13 protein-coding genes and 6 tRNA genes are annotated in these 12,433 nt (G+C 56.2%); 15 read left to right on the forward strand and 4 right to left on the reverse strand.

The annotated features are described in order from the left end of the window. Positions 1–176: 176 nt before the first annotated feature. The gene (gene gerD, locus ACFFIY_RS13120; protein WP_376837301.1) at positions 177–803 is read right to left on the reverse strand and encodes a spore germination lipoprotein GerD; all 627 of its coding nucleotides are present in this window, start codon (positions 801–803) and stop codon (positions 177–179) included. A gap of 143 nt (positions 804–946) precedes the next feature. On the opposite strand from gerD, the gene ACFFIY_RS13125 reads away from it, so the two are divergent. Continuing rightward, a complete protein-coding gene (locus ACFFIY_RS13125) occupies positions 947–1,654 on the forward strand; it encodes a KinB-signaling pathway activation protein (protein ID WP_354194564.1) in 708 nt (235 codons plus the stop codon). Between the two features lie 36 nt (positions 1,655–1,690). On the opposite strand, the gene ACFFIY_RS13130 is transcribed toward ACFFIY_RS13125, so the two are convergent. Then, the gene (locus ACFFIY_RS13130) at positions 1,691–2,350 is read right to left on the reverse strand and encodes a polysaccharide deacetylase family protein (protein ID WP_354194566.1); all 660 of its coding nucleotides are present in this window, start codon (positions 2,348–2,350) and stop codon (positions 1,691–1,693) included. 157 nt (positions 2,351–2,507) lie between these two features. Here ACFFIY_RS13130 and ACFFIY_RS13135 point away from each other — a divergent pair. The 5 genes from ACFFIY_RS13135 (at position 2,508) to ACFFIY_RS13155 (ending at position 5,890) form a co-directional block, all read left to right on the forward strand. Further along, positions 2,508–2,582 (forward strand) — tRNA-Asn (locus tag ACFFIY_RS13135). A gap of 17 nt (positions 2,583–2,599) precedes the next feature. Then, a tRNA-Thr gene (locus tag ACFFIY_RS13140) sits at positions 2,600–2,672 on the forward strand. Positions 2,673–2,809: 137 nt separating this feature from the next. Next, entirely contained in the window at positions 2,810–3,967 is a 1,158-nt protein-coding gene (locus ACFFIY_RS13145; RefSeq protein ID WP_354194568.1) for an AAA family ATPase, read from the forward strand. Between the two features lie 14 nt (positions 3,968–3,981). After that, positions 3,982–5,379, forward strand: coding sequence for a VWA domain-containing protein (locus tag ACFFIY_RS13150; RefSeq protein ID WP_354194570.1), 1,398 nt, complete (start codon positions 3,982–3,984; stop codon positions 5,377–5,379). Positions 5,380–5,455: 76 nt separating this feature from the next. Further along, positions 5,456–5,890 (forward strand): YugN family protein, encoded by a 435-nt coding sequence (locus tag ACFFIY_RS13155; protein WP_354194572.1) that lies wholly within the window; start codon positions 5,456–5,458, stop codon positions 5,888–5,890. Positions 5,891–6,052: 162 nt separating this feature from the next. Here ACFFIY_RS13155 and ACFFIY_RS13160 read toward each other — a convergent pair whose 3' ends face one another. Continuing rightward, positions 6,053–6,655 carry an HD domain-containing protein gene (locus tag ACFFIY_RS13160; RefSeq protein WP_354194574.1) on the reverse strand — a complete coding sequence of 201 codons (603 nt, stop codon included), beginning with the start codon at positions 6,653–6,655 and terminating at the stop codon, positions 6,053–6,055. Between the two features lie 84 nt (positions 6,656–6,739). Here ACFFIY_RS13160 and ACFFIY_RS13165 point away from each other — a divergent pair, with 84 nt between their 5' ends. From ACFFIY_RS13165 to ACFFIY_RS13185, 5 genes are all read left to right on the forward strand, one after another. Further along, positions 6,740–7,600 carry a pirin family protein gene (locus tag ACFFIY_RS13165; protein WP_354194576.1) on the forward strand — a complete coding sequence of 287 codons (861 nt, stop codon included), beginning with the start codon at positions 6,740–6,742 and terminating at the stop codon, positions 7,598–7,600. A 140-nt stretch (positions 7,601–7,740) separates the two neighbouring features. After that, positions 7,741–7,812 (forward strand) — tRNA-Glu (locus ACFFIY_RS13170). Between the two features lie 9 nt (positions 7,813–7,821). Continuing rightward, a tRNA-Tyr gene (locus tag ACFFIY_RS13175) sits at positions 7,822–7,905 on the forward strand. 181 nt (positions 7,906–8,086) lie between these two features. Further along, positions 8,087–8,161 (forward strand) — tRNA-Gln (locus ACFFIY_RS13180). A gap of 15 nt (positions 8,162–8,176) precedes the next feature. Continuing rightward, positions 8,177–8,249 (forward strand) — tRNA-Lys (locus ACFFIY_RS13185). 50 nt (positions 8,250–8,299) lie between these two features. Here ACFFIY_RS13185 and ACFFIY_RS13190 read toward each other — a convergent pair. Continuing rightward, positions 8,300–9,067: a zinc metalloprotease gene (locus ACFFIY_RS13190; protein ID WP_354194578.1), complete on the reverse strand. Its 768-nt coding sequence runs from the start codon at positions 9,065–9,067 to the stop codon at positions 8,300–8,302. A 188-nt stretch (positions 9,068–9,255) separates the two neighbouring features. Between ACFFIY_RS13190 and ACFFIY_RS13195 the strand changes: the two genes are divergently transcribed. From ACFFIY_RS13195 to ACFFIY_RS13210, 4 genes are all read left to right on the forward strand, one after another. Continuing rightward, a complete protein-coding gene (locus ACFFIY_RS13195; protein WP_354194580.1) occupies positions 9,256–9,864 on the forward strand; it encodes a GNAT family N-acetyltransferase in 609 nt (202 codons plus the stop codon). A gap of 215 nt (positions 9,865–10,079) precedes the next feature. Then, on the forward strand, positions 10,080–10,982 hold the full coding sequence (gene rocF / locus ACFFIY_RS13200; RefSeq protein ID WP_354194582.1) for an arginase: 903 nt from the start codon (positions 10,080–10,082) through the stop codon (positions 10,980–10,982). 158 nt (positions 10,983–11,140) lie between these two features. Beyond that, the gene (gene sigW / locus ACFFIY_RS13205) at positions 11,141–11,704 is read left to right on the forward strand and encodes an RNA polymerase sigma factor SigW (protein WP_354194584.1); all 564 of its coding nucleotides are present in this window, start codon (positions 11,141–11,143) and stop codon (positions 11,702–11,704) included. A 12-nt stretch (positions 11,705–11,716) separates the two neighbouring features. Then, a complete protein-coding gene (locus ACFFIY_RS13210; protein ID WP_354194586.1) occupies positions 11,717–12,355 on the forward strand; it encodes a zf-HC2 domain-containing protein in 639 nt (212 codons plus the stop codon). Positions 12,356–12,433 lie beyond the last annotated feature (78 nt).

A 12,433-nucleotide genomic window follows, 5' to 3' on the forward strand; every position in this document is an offset into this window, starting at 1 on the left:
ACTCGCGCCACTCGCGGGCCAACTCGCGCCACTCGCGGCTGAACTCGCGCCACTCGGAGCCAAACTCGCGCCACTCAAGGCCAAACTCGAGCCACTCGCCCCAGTCCCTCCAAGAAAAAGACGATCCCGGAACCGCGATGCTCGCACGCAGTTCCGGAACCGTCTTTTACGGCGGCTCAGGACCCGCCGCCCGCACCTTTGTCTTTTTCATCCTTCTTGTCCCCGCCGCCTTCACCTTCGCCCCCGCCGCTCTTCTCATCTTTTTTCCCGCCGCCGCTTCCGCCCTCGCCCGCTTTCTTCACCATCTCCTGCCACTTCGGCACGAGGAGCGGGGAGTCGATCGTTTCTTCGACGATTTTCTTGATTTCTTCCCGCATGTCCGATGACTTCATCGCGTTGCCGAGGTTTTTCTGCATCTCCGCCTGGCCGAAGAACTCCTCCATCTGTTTCTGGAACGACGGATCGCCCATGAGCTGCTTCATGACTTCTTCCTGTTGTTCCTTCATGCTCTTGGCGAGTTTCTCCTTGAACTTCGGATCGTCGAATTGCTCCTTCCAAAATTCCTTGCCCTTGTCGGAAAGGAGGGTTTCTTCCACCGACGTTTTCACGTCCTGCTGCTCAAGCACCAGCAGCTCCCGGAACTGCGGATCGGCCAGAAGCTGGCGCATCGCCTTTTTGCCGTCTTCCGTCTGGAGTGCGTCGGTCATCATTTTTTTCGTTTCTTCGTACGAAGGGGTTGCCGGGCCTGCGGCGCACCCCGACAGGACGAGGAGCACGAGCCCGGCGGGTAGGAGCCGCTTCACGCGCATCATTTCCTTTCCTGCCGTCGTTTCAATTATTGTTCACATTTCCGCCGGGTTTATTCGTTCGGGCGCCGGTGAAATAGATTTTTTGCGCCATCGTTGGTACACTAATGGATGGAAATGAAAAACGGAGGCTTCTGATCGTGACAATACGAAACTGGTTTAAATTTTTCCTGAATGCGCTTTTGATCGGCGGCGGCATCACCGGATTCGTCGGCCTGCTCGTGCGCTGGAATGATACATTTTATCCGTTCATCCAAAACGGTGAAATCGGTGAATTCATCGCTGCGTTCCTCTGGATGGTGTTCCTCGGATTCACGATGAGCGTCGTCGCGCAGATGGGCTTCTTTGCCTATTTGACCGTCCACCAGTTCGGCGTGAACATGTTCCGCTCGCTCACGCTCTGGAACTGGGTCCAGACACTGCTCATCGCGGTCGTTTTGTTCGACCTCGTCTTTTTCCGCTTTGACCTGACGAAGGCGGACACCGGACGCACCATGCTTTACATGGTCCTGCTCTTCTTCCTGCTCGCCGTACCGGCGCTCACGGCATGGCTGAAAGTCAAAATGACCGGCAAAAAACACATTCTCATCTCAGCGCTTTTCTTCATGATCGTCATCACGACGCTCGAATGGCTGCCGGCACTCATGGTGCGGAGCGGCAACATCGACCAGTGGGTCACAATCCTATTGTTCCCGCTGCTCGCCGTCAACATGTACCAGCTCCTCATGCTGCCGAAATACAACGCCAAATCCGAAGAAGACCTGAAAAAACGCCAGGCCCGCCGCGAAGCACGCGGACAAGGTGAACCCGCCGCCAAAGGCAAAACGAAAAAACGCACGGCCCACTGATCGATCCGGGCTGTGCGTTTTTTTCTTTTTACGGCTTCACGGAATTGACTTTTGGCGGACCTCCATCCCGAACAGCACATCCTCGATTGTCATGAACTTGCGGGAAGCCTGCAGCCGCCCGATCTCCTCGGCCGAAATCCGGTGCTCCCGGTGATGGGGGACGGACAGGATCTCCCCGGACTTCTCTTTCGGGATCTTGCCGCCTTCCCAGCGCCGGGTTGAGCCAAGCGCATTGATTTCCTGTTCAAACAGCCGCTTTTTCAGCTCATCGGGAAACTGTTCGTCCGCCGTCCGGAAGTAAAGCGGCTTGCGTCCGAAGTGTGACTCGAACGACCGGATCCCCTCATCAAGCAGCTTCGGATCCTTTTCATAGCGTTCGCCTTCCGCCCCGAGCAACCCGACCGGAATATTCTTCTCGACGATCAGCTCCACGATATCCGGCGACCGCCCGAGCCAGTCGGGATCCACGAACAAAAGCGGATACGGCTCGGAAAGGCCTGCGACCCATTCGCGGATTTCCGAATCCCCGAACGACACATCGACCGTGAGCGCGGCTCCCTGGCTGCCCTTCACCAGTACGTCCGGCTCCGCCGTGATGCGGAACACGGGCACGAGCGGCCCCTTGCCGCCCGCGGACTGGACGAGCACCCAGGCCGTGAACAGCGCAAACACCGACAACAGCATGAACTTCTTCAAAAAGGCGCCCTCCCCAGACGGATTGCCGGCACCGGCTTTTAAATCGTATGAATAAAAGCCACGGGACATGCGCACAATGAACTTGCCAAAAAGGTGCTTGCCTGGGCAGGAAGCATATTGTATAATGGGTTTTGTCGAAAGAAAACACTTTCACTATTCCGCAGTAGCTCAGTGGTAGAGCAATCGGCTGTTAACCGATCGGTCGTAAGTTCGAGTCTTACCTGCGGAGCCATTTTTACAATATGGTTTGCTTCCATAGCTCAGTTGGCAGAGTGCATCCATGGTAAGGATGAGGTCGCCGGTTCGAGCCCGGCTGGAAGCTTATACGAAAACGTCTGTCCCTCGGGGGCGGACGTTTTCTTTTTTGTTCTGCAATGTGCTTACCGGTTTTCAGATTAGGGAATGAGAAAGGTGGAAACGCTTAATGGACATCATGAATGAGTGACGGGAGCATGACATATGGAAAATAACCTATCAAAACTGGATGAGGTCATCCATGCGCTGAACAGCCGGTTTTTTGAGCGGGAAGCTGAGATCGAAGCGATCCTCATCGCCGTTCTGGCCCGGCAGCATATTCTGATGATCGGACCGGCCGGCACGGCAAAATCCGCGCTGGTCGTCGAGCTATCGAAAATGGTCGATGGCGCCAAGTACTTTCAGTGGCTGCTCACGAGGTTCAGCACGCCGGAAGAACTGTTCGGTCCTCTGTCTTTGAAAGACTTGGAACATGGGGTGTACAAGCGGAACACGAAAACGAAGATGCCGGAAGCGGATCTTGCCTTTTTGGATGAGATTTTCAAGGCCAACAGCGCCATCCTCAACAGTTTGCTGACGATCCTGAACGAGCGCCTTTTCTACAATGACGGTTCGCCGGTGGAAGTGCCGCTCATGTCGGTCATCGGTGCGTCCAATGAATATCCGGAGGAAGGGGAGGGGCTTGAAGCGCTGTTCGACCGTTTCCTTCTCCGGTTTGAAGTGGATTATATCGAGGATGATTCGAATTTCATTTCCATGATGAAAAATGAAGGTGATGCTGAACAGCCGCCGGTCATGACGATGGAGGACCTGGCGGGCCTTCAGGAATTGACGGACCGCATCGACATCCGGGAAGACGTGTACACGGCGATCTCCAAGATCCGGAAAGACCTTCAGGATGAAGGGATCCGGCCGTCCGACCGCCGGTTCAAGCAATCGCTGAGCCTCCTGCAGGCAAGGGCGCTCCTGCAAAAAAGGGAAACTGTCATCGAAGACGATCTCATCATCCTGGAAAATTCACTTTGGGAGACCCCTGAACAAAAAGACGCGGTTTCCGCCATCGTGCGAAAGCATGCGCGTGACGAAACGGTCCGCAGGCTGGATTCAATCCGCACGGAAGCACAAGAGGTGTACGAACAGGTGAAGCAGGACCGCTCGGAAGAATTTGGTCTGGAGGCGTCCCAGAAGCTGAAATCACTGGAGGCCGATCTGAAGAAAATGAACACCGTCGATACGGACCGGAAATCCGAAGTCGAGGCGCTGCTTCACCGGGTGAATGCGATGCAGCAGGAAATGGCGCAAAACTCGATGTACGACGACGATTCAACAACGGGTCCTTCCGGGATCTTCTACCGGATGTAAAGGCGGTGAGGCGGATGCAGATGGAGGAAAATCTGTCGGTCCTGAACACGGACCGATTCGACAAAAGGCGTTTCAACGAAATGATGGAACTGTCACCGGAGCTCCAACAGCTCAGAGACGGAGCAGCCATGCCCATGTTCGAGCCGTTGCTCGGCGACATGTGGGCTTCTTTTTATAAGATGAAACCGGAAGTTCTGGAGGAAGTGGCGGAGTCGCTTGAAGTCAATCGGATGATCATGGACGTCATCATGGAAGATCCGGGTTTTGAGGAGCACCGGAAATCCACCCGTTTGAATGACTGGGCATCTGCCGCCGGGACGATCATGACCGGAAAAAAAGCACACGAATGGCTGATCCGGAAGTCCGAGAGAAACGAAGGCCTCCGCGGGCTCATGGAACAGATGGCGGCCCGGGCTCAGGAGGAGCAAAGCCGGGAAAGCGACGACGCCGACGCCTCCGAAGCGGAGAGCGAACTGTCCGGTAAGCTGGAGGAGACCCTCCGGGAAAATCTCGACAGCTTCAAGGAAGAGATGGGCCGGGCACACGAAGAGGCCCGGCAGGCGGAAGACGGCGTGAAATCGATGCTTGGCGGACTGGACGCCGGCAAGGCGGATGCCGAGCTGAAAAAAGTGCCGCTGCGGGACAAGATATTATTGGCCGAAAAAATTGCGACCGACCGCCGGATGAAGGAAATCGCGGACTGGGCGGGGAGGTTCAAGGAAGCGGCCGTGCAAAAGCAAAAAGCGAAGCAGCGCCGCTCCGAATCCAAAGAAGGCGTGACGATCGGCACCGACATTGAAAATCTTCTGCCGAGCGAATTCAGCCTGTACACGCATCCGCTGACGAAAACGGATTTCCTGCGGCGTTTCTCGGAAGGGGAAACGATGCAGTTCGAGCAGAAAGGGCCCGAACAGCTGAACAAGGGGCCCGTCGTCCTTTGCCTGGATCAGTCGGACAGCATGAGCGGCCTAGATGCGCAGTCGAAAGGGTTCGCGCTCGCCCTCATGTCGATCGCGAAAAAACAGAAGCGGGACTTCTGCTTTGTTTTGTTTTCGACCAAGATTCAGGTCTTCAAGTATGAGCGCGGGGAAATCGGTGCCTCAGAGATCATCCGGCTGGCGGAGACCTACCTGAGGGGCGGCACCGACTTTGAACTGGCGCTCGGGGAAGCGCTGGACGCGATCGGCGACAGCCGGTTAAAAAAGGCGGACCTCCTGTTCGTGACCGACGGGGAAGACCGGCTCACCGATTCGTTCCTCGAGCGCTTCAGACGGGAGAAAAAAGAAAAGGCGTTCCAGGTGCTTTCTCTCTTGATCGGCACGAATCGGGAGACGGTGGAAACGTTCACCGACCGGGTCGTGCAGGTGAAGGATTTCGATGATGAAGGCGGTTTTATCGCATTCGACGTGTAGCCGGATCTTCTTCCGTGTATGCCGTCTCCTCTTTTTGAGAACCCTTTAGGCAGTAGACCAAGGAGGAGGAGAAGGCATGCTCAAGCTTCAAACGGAACTGGAAGGACGAATGGCCTCGTTCGGCAATGCAAGCGAATGCGTTCGCGGTCTCGGCTATCATATGGGCGGTAGCTGGGATTATGACCAAGGCTGCTTTGATCGCATCTTGTACCAGGAAGGCGGCGAAACGATCTATCTCCGCCTGCCGTTCGCCGTCATGGATGGCCAGCTTGACCACTTCAATGCAGGCATCCGGTTTGGCACCCCGTACGTGATCAAGCATGTCGTCCATGTCGGCCTGGACCGGGACGGGGGCTCGCTGCTCGACGCAACCGGTTTCAGTCAATTCCAGGAGCCGATCGACCGCGACGGCCACATCGAGAACAAAAACAAATGGGTCCATGCGGGTGAGGAGGCCATTGAAAAACTGATGGACTGCCTGAATGAGCAGGGATTGCTGAGGACGGGTTGACGCGCCGAGTCGCCAAAAACTTGGCGGTTGCGCAGCGAACGTCTGGAACAACTGGCTTGACTGATGAAAACACGCGCCGGCCCCAAGGGCAGCCGCGTGTTTTTCATAGGTTGAAAGCTATTTTATGACATTCCGGATTTTCTCCCGGTTGTCCGTAGCAGCTCATTCACTTCCATCCCACTCTCTCATAAACTCATCCAAAAACTCTTCCATAAACCGGTGCCGGCCTTCCGCAATCCGCTTCGCCCCGTCGGTGTTCATCAAATCCCACAGCTTCAGCAGCTTTTCATGGAAGTGGGCGACCGAAGTCCCGGTCTCCGCCGCAGGATCATGGATCGCCTGTCCGCGGCTGCCGCCGAACGCGAATGTGCGGGCGATGCCGACAGCGCCGATCGCGTCGAGCCGGTCGGCGTCCTGTACCACTTTGCCTTCCAACGTGGACGGGCGCCGGCTGCCGTTTTTGCTGAACGAGACCTCGCCGATGATCGTGCAGACAAGTTCCGCCGTTTCGGCCGGAATGCCGTGCTCCGCCATGAATGACCGGGCATTCGGCAGGCCTTCGCCCGTGCCGAAGAGCTTAGGGTCATCCGCATCGTGGAGCATCGCCGCAAGCCCCGTGAGCTCCCGGTCGGCGTCTTCCTCCTCCGCAAGGCGCATCGCCGTCCGGTACACGCGCAGCGTATGGTGGACGTCGTGGCCAGTGGCGTCTTCTCTGAACAGTCCGCTGATCCATGCCAGGGCCGCCTCGTATAAATCGGGATTCATTTGCAGATCCCCTTTCGTGAGCAGTTCTCTCCATTCTATCATCGATCAGAAGTAAACTGGACATACGAACAGGGAGGGATGAAGATGAAAAACTTTCAGCGTGAAGTGAATGACCATTGGCGGGTCCGCTATCAAAATCCGGGATTGCCGCACGCGCAGCAGGGCTGGGTGCTGCCGCCGGGTCGGGAGGAAGCGTTTGATCCGTTCATCCTCATGGCGGACGACTGGTTCAAGCGGGGGACGTTTTCGGACCACCCGCACCGCGGATTCCAGACAATCACCTACGTCATCGACGGCCGGCTGGAGCATATCGACAATGCGGGCGGCCATTCGGTGCTTGACGCAGGGGACGTGCAGTATATGAACGCGGGATCGGGCGCGCGCCATGCGGAAGAAGCATACGGCGACGACCTGATCCACACGCTCCAGCTTTGGCTGAACTTGCCGGAGAAGCTGAAAGGATCCGAGTCGTTCTATCAGAATGTCCGCCTGGAAGACGCGCCCTCCGTGTCTGTCGACGGCGGCACGGTCCGGGTCTATTCCGGCGACATTGCGGGCGTGAAGGGGCCGATGGACAGCCTCGTTCCGATCACGATGGCGGAAATTTCTCTTCGGGAAGGCGCGGAGTATACGCATGTCCTGCCGGAGAACCACAATGCGTTCCTTTATGTGCTGGCGGGTGAACTGGAGGCGGGGGAGGCGGGCACCGTGCTTGCCAAGACGGACGCCGCGACGCTCACTTTCCGCGAAGACGGCGAACAATCCCGGCCGAGCGAATTGAAACTGCGTGCAACCGGCAGAACCCGGCTGATCATCTATTCCGGCGTGCCGCTGCGGGAAACCGTCGTCGCCCGCGGCCCGTTCGTCATGAACACGGAAGAAGAAATCATGCAGGCATTCCAAGACTACCGGTCCGGCAAATTCGGCCCGCCTGCGGTGAAATAAAGCAGCCGGAAGCGCGCGGAAATCGGCTGTGTTTTCACATACCATGCAACCGCCAACAAAAAATATTCAGACTTCAAAAAATGGCTTGCATGGCCTGTTTTTCTTTGCTAATATAAACGTTGTCCTCTTGAGGACGCGATGGCCCCTTGGTCAAGCGGTTAAGACACCGCCCTTTCACGGCGGTAACACGGGTTCGAATCCCGTAGGGGTCATATTTTTTCGGAGGGGTAGCGAAGTGGCTAAACGCGGCGGACTGTAAATCCGCTCCTTCGGGTTCGGCAGTTCGAATCTGCCCCCCTCCACCATTGATGTTTATTCCCGGTGAAACAGGGCATAACTATGAAAGCAATCCAGCCATGAAAATGGTGAGGAGCAAGCAGGTCAAGGAAGCAAATGAACGAAAGAGGGAGCGTACAAAACGTACGTGACCGAAAGAGTGAATGCAGCTGACGCAGAGATGCGCCGCTCATCGCCATTTTCATATGTTGGGGTATAGCCAAGCGGTAAGGCAACGGACTTTGACTCCGTCATTCGTTGGTTCGAATCCAGCTACCCCAGCCATTTTTTTATTTTGTTGAGCCATTAGCTCAGTTGGTAGAGCATCTGACTTTTAATCAGAGGGTCGCAGGTTCGAGCCCTGCATGGCTCATCACAAAACGCCTTCCCATTCCCGGGAAGGCGTTTTTGCTTTGTCCGGCATTAGTCTTCCATGCTGCCGGTTTTCCGGTTTTGGCGGTCCTTTTCATCTTCCCGCCCTTCCTCGGGATCGCGGTCGTCCGGCGAAGGGTTTTCCGGTCTCTCCGGATCATCCTCCTCACGGTGGTCTCCGAGTTGCTTCCCGTCCTCATCTTCCCGCTCCTTCTCCCGTTCGCGCTTCTTGTCCTCCTCGCCGACATCACGGATTTCTTCCTTCTTCTCCTCGATCTCTTCCATCTGCTCTTTGTACTCCTCCTCGACCTCCGACGTTGAAGGGATGAACGGTTCATCGTTGTAATCCGTCCGTTTCCCGTACCGGAGCATCTCATAGATGAGCATTCCGTTGTTCGGCATCCCGTTCACCGTCTTCATCGGCACAATGTCGAACAGCACATAATAGAACTGATAAAAGATGAACCGGTTCCAGAACGTCTTGAACTCCTCCAGCAGGCCGTTTGCAAGCATCGCATTGATCGTCAGGCCGGTGACCGCATTGATCAGGATCGGTCCTGAATAGATGGCGATGTAAATCCATTTGTTTTTATGCTCCAGTTCATCATAGGAATACCAGCTGTATAAATGGTAATAACGGCGGACATCCAGCATCCCGTACTTGAACACCCGCGGCCCCGAACCGATCGTGATCCGCGGCTTCTTCACCCCGAACAGCCAGCTCACCAGCAGATAGCCGAGTTCCCGCATGAAAATGACGACCGGCAAAATGATGAATGCCGAAATGATGAGCGAAATCAGGTCCTTCAGGCCAAACATGGACAACCTCCTCCAGTTCCGCAGCCCCTGCATCGTATGTCTTTACCCGATTTCATAAAAATATATCTTTTCAACAGCTGGAAAAAAGCACCGTCCGGATGGTGATAAAAGAAGGGGGCGCCTGTCCGGTGCAGGGCCGGGCCCCGTTCCGCTATAATAAATGAAGAATCCGAACAGGAGGTGGGGACATGACGGTTCTGGAACTAAACGGCGTCAGGCTCCGTCCGCTCGTGCGGACGGACTATGAAGCACTGTGGGGATTGTATTCCCCCGATGTCTTCTTTTTCATGCTCAACAAGGTGGAGACGAAGGAGAAGTTCGACAGCTGGCTTGAATCCGGAGTCCTCGCCATGGAGACGGGGGACAGCTGCCTGGCCTTCGCGGTGACGGACGGCCAGACGGGGGAAATGATGGGCACCACACGGATTTTCGGCATCGATCCGTTCAACAGGCTGTGCGAGATCGGCTCGACGTTCTACGGGGAGGCGTACCAGCGCACGCATGTCAACACGACCGCGAAATACCTGCTGCTCCGCCACTGCTTCGAGGAGCTCGGCATGATCCGCGTGCAGTTCAAGACCGACTCTGAAAATATCCGCTCCAAACAGGCGATCGCCCGTCTTGGCGCCAAGCTCGAAGGTGTTCTCCGCAACGAGCGCATCCGCTCCACCGGAAAACCGCGCGACGTCCATCTGTATTCCATCATCGACCGCGAATGGCCGGCCGTGAAGAAGCATCTGGAGGAGTTGATCCGACGGGGCGGCGGGAACAGCCGGCCAAAACGGCGAGTCGAATGATTCCGGGCCTGAGTCGAACGATTATGGGTTTGAGTCGAATGATTCAGGCTCCGAGTCGAATGATTCCGGCCGTGAGTCGAACGATTCTCCCGGATGCCGTCCGCACAGCTTTTATTTCTTTGGTGATGAATAAATATTACAAAACTTGTCCGGTTGAGCCATTCCCGCTTTCCGTTCCATAATGGAGAGGTAAACAGCGAAAGGGGAATGGGATTATGAAGGACAAACAGATTTCAATCATCGGGGTTCCGGCGGATTTCGGCCAGAGCCGCCGAGGTGTAGATATGGGACCGAGCGCAATCCGCTATGCGGGTGTTGAAGAACGGCTGCAGGAACTTGTACAGGAAATTCGCGACGAAGGGGATATCCCGCTCGACAAGGATCTGCCGCGCGACCAATCCGGCACGAACCTGAAAAACCTTCCGGCCGTGACCGGCGGAAACAAAAAACTGGCCGCAGAAGTTTCGGAGACGGTCAAGGAAGGCCGGTTCCCGCTCGTGCTCGGCGGCGACCACAGCATCGCGATCGGCACGCTTGCCGGGCTGTGCGAACATTACTCGAACCTCGGGGTCATCTGGTATGACGCGCACACCGACCTGAACACCGCGGAAACGTCGCCGTCGGGCAACATCCACGGCATGCCGCTTGCGGTCGCGATGGGGCTCGGCCACGAAGATCTGACCTCGATCGGCAACGGCCCGAAAGTGAAGCCGGAGAACATCGTCGTCATCGGTGCCCGCTCCGTCGACCCGGGCGAGCGCGAACTCGTCCGAGAAAAAGGCATCAAAGTGTACACGATGCACGAAATCGACCGTGACGGCATGAAGGCGGTCATGGAGGATGCGATCCGCTACCTGGAGTCCCGCAATGTCGACGGCGTCCACCTGTCCCTCGACCTTGACGGACTCGACCCGCTTTACACGCCGGGCGTCGGCACGCCGGTGCAGGGCGGCATCAGCTACCGGGAAAGCCACCTGGCGATGGAAATGCTGCATTCCTCCGGCAAGATCACGTCCGCGGAGTTCGTCGAAGTGAACCCGATCCTCGACGAGCACAATAAAACAGCAGACGTCGCAGTCGGCCTCATGGGCTCGCTGTTCGGCGAAACATTGATTTAAAGGCATTTTCGGCCGGTTCCGTTCTTCGGGGCCGGCTTTTAAAATTTGCAGGATTTTTAGATTTTCCTTTGCTACAATGGAATGAAGAAAAAAATGAAACCATCCTGCATGGTCGTGCGTATATGAGTTAGCCGCATGGAGCGGAGGGAAGACGGAAAATGGAAGACCTTATAAAAAAACGGATCAAGCAAGTCCTGAAGGGGGACCAATCTGCATTCGAAGAAATCGTCTCCCTTTATCAAAATCGGCTTTATCAGGTATGCTACCGGATGCTCGGCAACAGGCATGAAGCGGAAGACATCACCCAGGAAGCGTTTATCCGGGCTTATATCAACCTGCATACATTTGATCAAAAGCGGAAATTCTCTACTTGGCTGTACCGGATTGCGACGAACCTCTGCATCGACCGAATCCGGAAGAAAAAGCCCGATGCCTTTTTGGATGCCCCGGTTCCGGGAACGGAGGGGCTTGACCACTATTCAAGCATTGCGCATGATTCGCCGCTTCCGGAAGAGGAAGTCGAACGGATGGAACTCCAGGACCGCGTCCAGTATGAAATCGGGCGGCTTCCGGACAAATACCGTTCGGCGATCGTCCTCCGGTACATCGAGGAACTGCCGCTGCAGGAGATCAGCGAAATCCTTGAGCTGCCGCTCGGAACGGTGAAGACTCGCATACATAGGGGCCGCGAAGCCCTTAGGAAACAAATGAAGACTTTGTAGGAGGGACCAGGGATGAAACCGTGTCCGGAAGAAATCGTCCGTTATATGCATGATTATCTGGATGGGGAAATCACCCGCCGGGATGAGCAGATTTTAAAGGACCATTTGGAGAAGTGCCCCGAGTGCCAGCAGCACATGGACGGGCTCAGCCGTTCCGTCGCGTTTCTCAAAAGTGCGGCGCCGGTCGCCGCACCCGAAGGCCTGTCGAGCAGCATCATGGCGGCCTTGCCGAAAGAGCGCCAGGGGGCGGGTGTCCGCCGCTGGTTTGGCCGGCATCCGATGCTCGCCGCCGTCGCTATGTTCGTTCTGCTGGCAGGCGTGGCCCTGCTTTCCAATTTCCATACAGAAGATCAGTTCGCCGTCTCCAGGCAGCCGAACCTCGTCGTCGAAGGCAATAAAGTCACCGTCCCCGAAGGCCAGACGGTGAAAGGGGACCTTGTCGTCAAGAACGGCGAGCTCCACATCGAGGGCGAGGTCGAAGGGAACGTCATGGTGATCAACGGCTCGAAATACATGGCTTCCACCGCCGTCGTCACCGGTCAGGTCGAAGAGATCAACCAGGCCTTCGAATGGCTCTGGTACAAGATCAAGTCCACCGTCAAAGACAGTGTGTCCTTTATCAAGGGAGACAATGGGAACGGGGAAGAATAACTGAGCGAAGATCCGCCCCGGCCGGGACGGATCTTTTTTAATGCCGCGGGAGGGGCGGGAACGGATAAAGATAACGCT

Origin of the sequence: Bhargavaea ullalensis (genome assembly GCF_042432615.1) — a bacterium.
Classification (GTDB): Bacteria; Bacillota; Bacilli; order Bacillales_A; family Planococcaceae; genus Bhargavaea; species Bhargavaea ullalensis.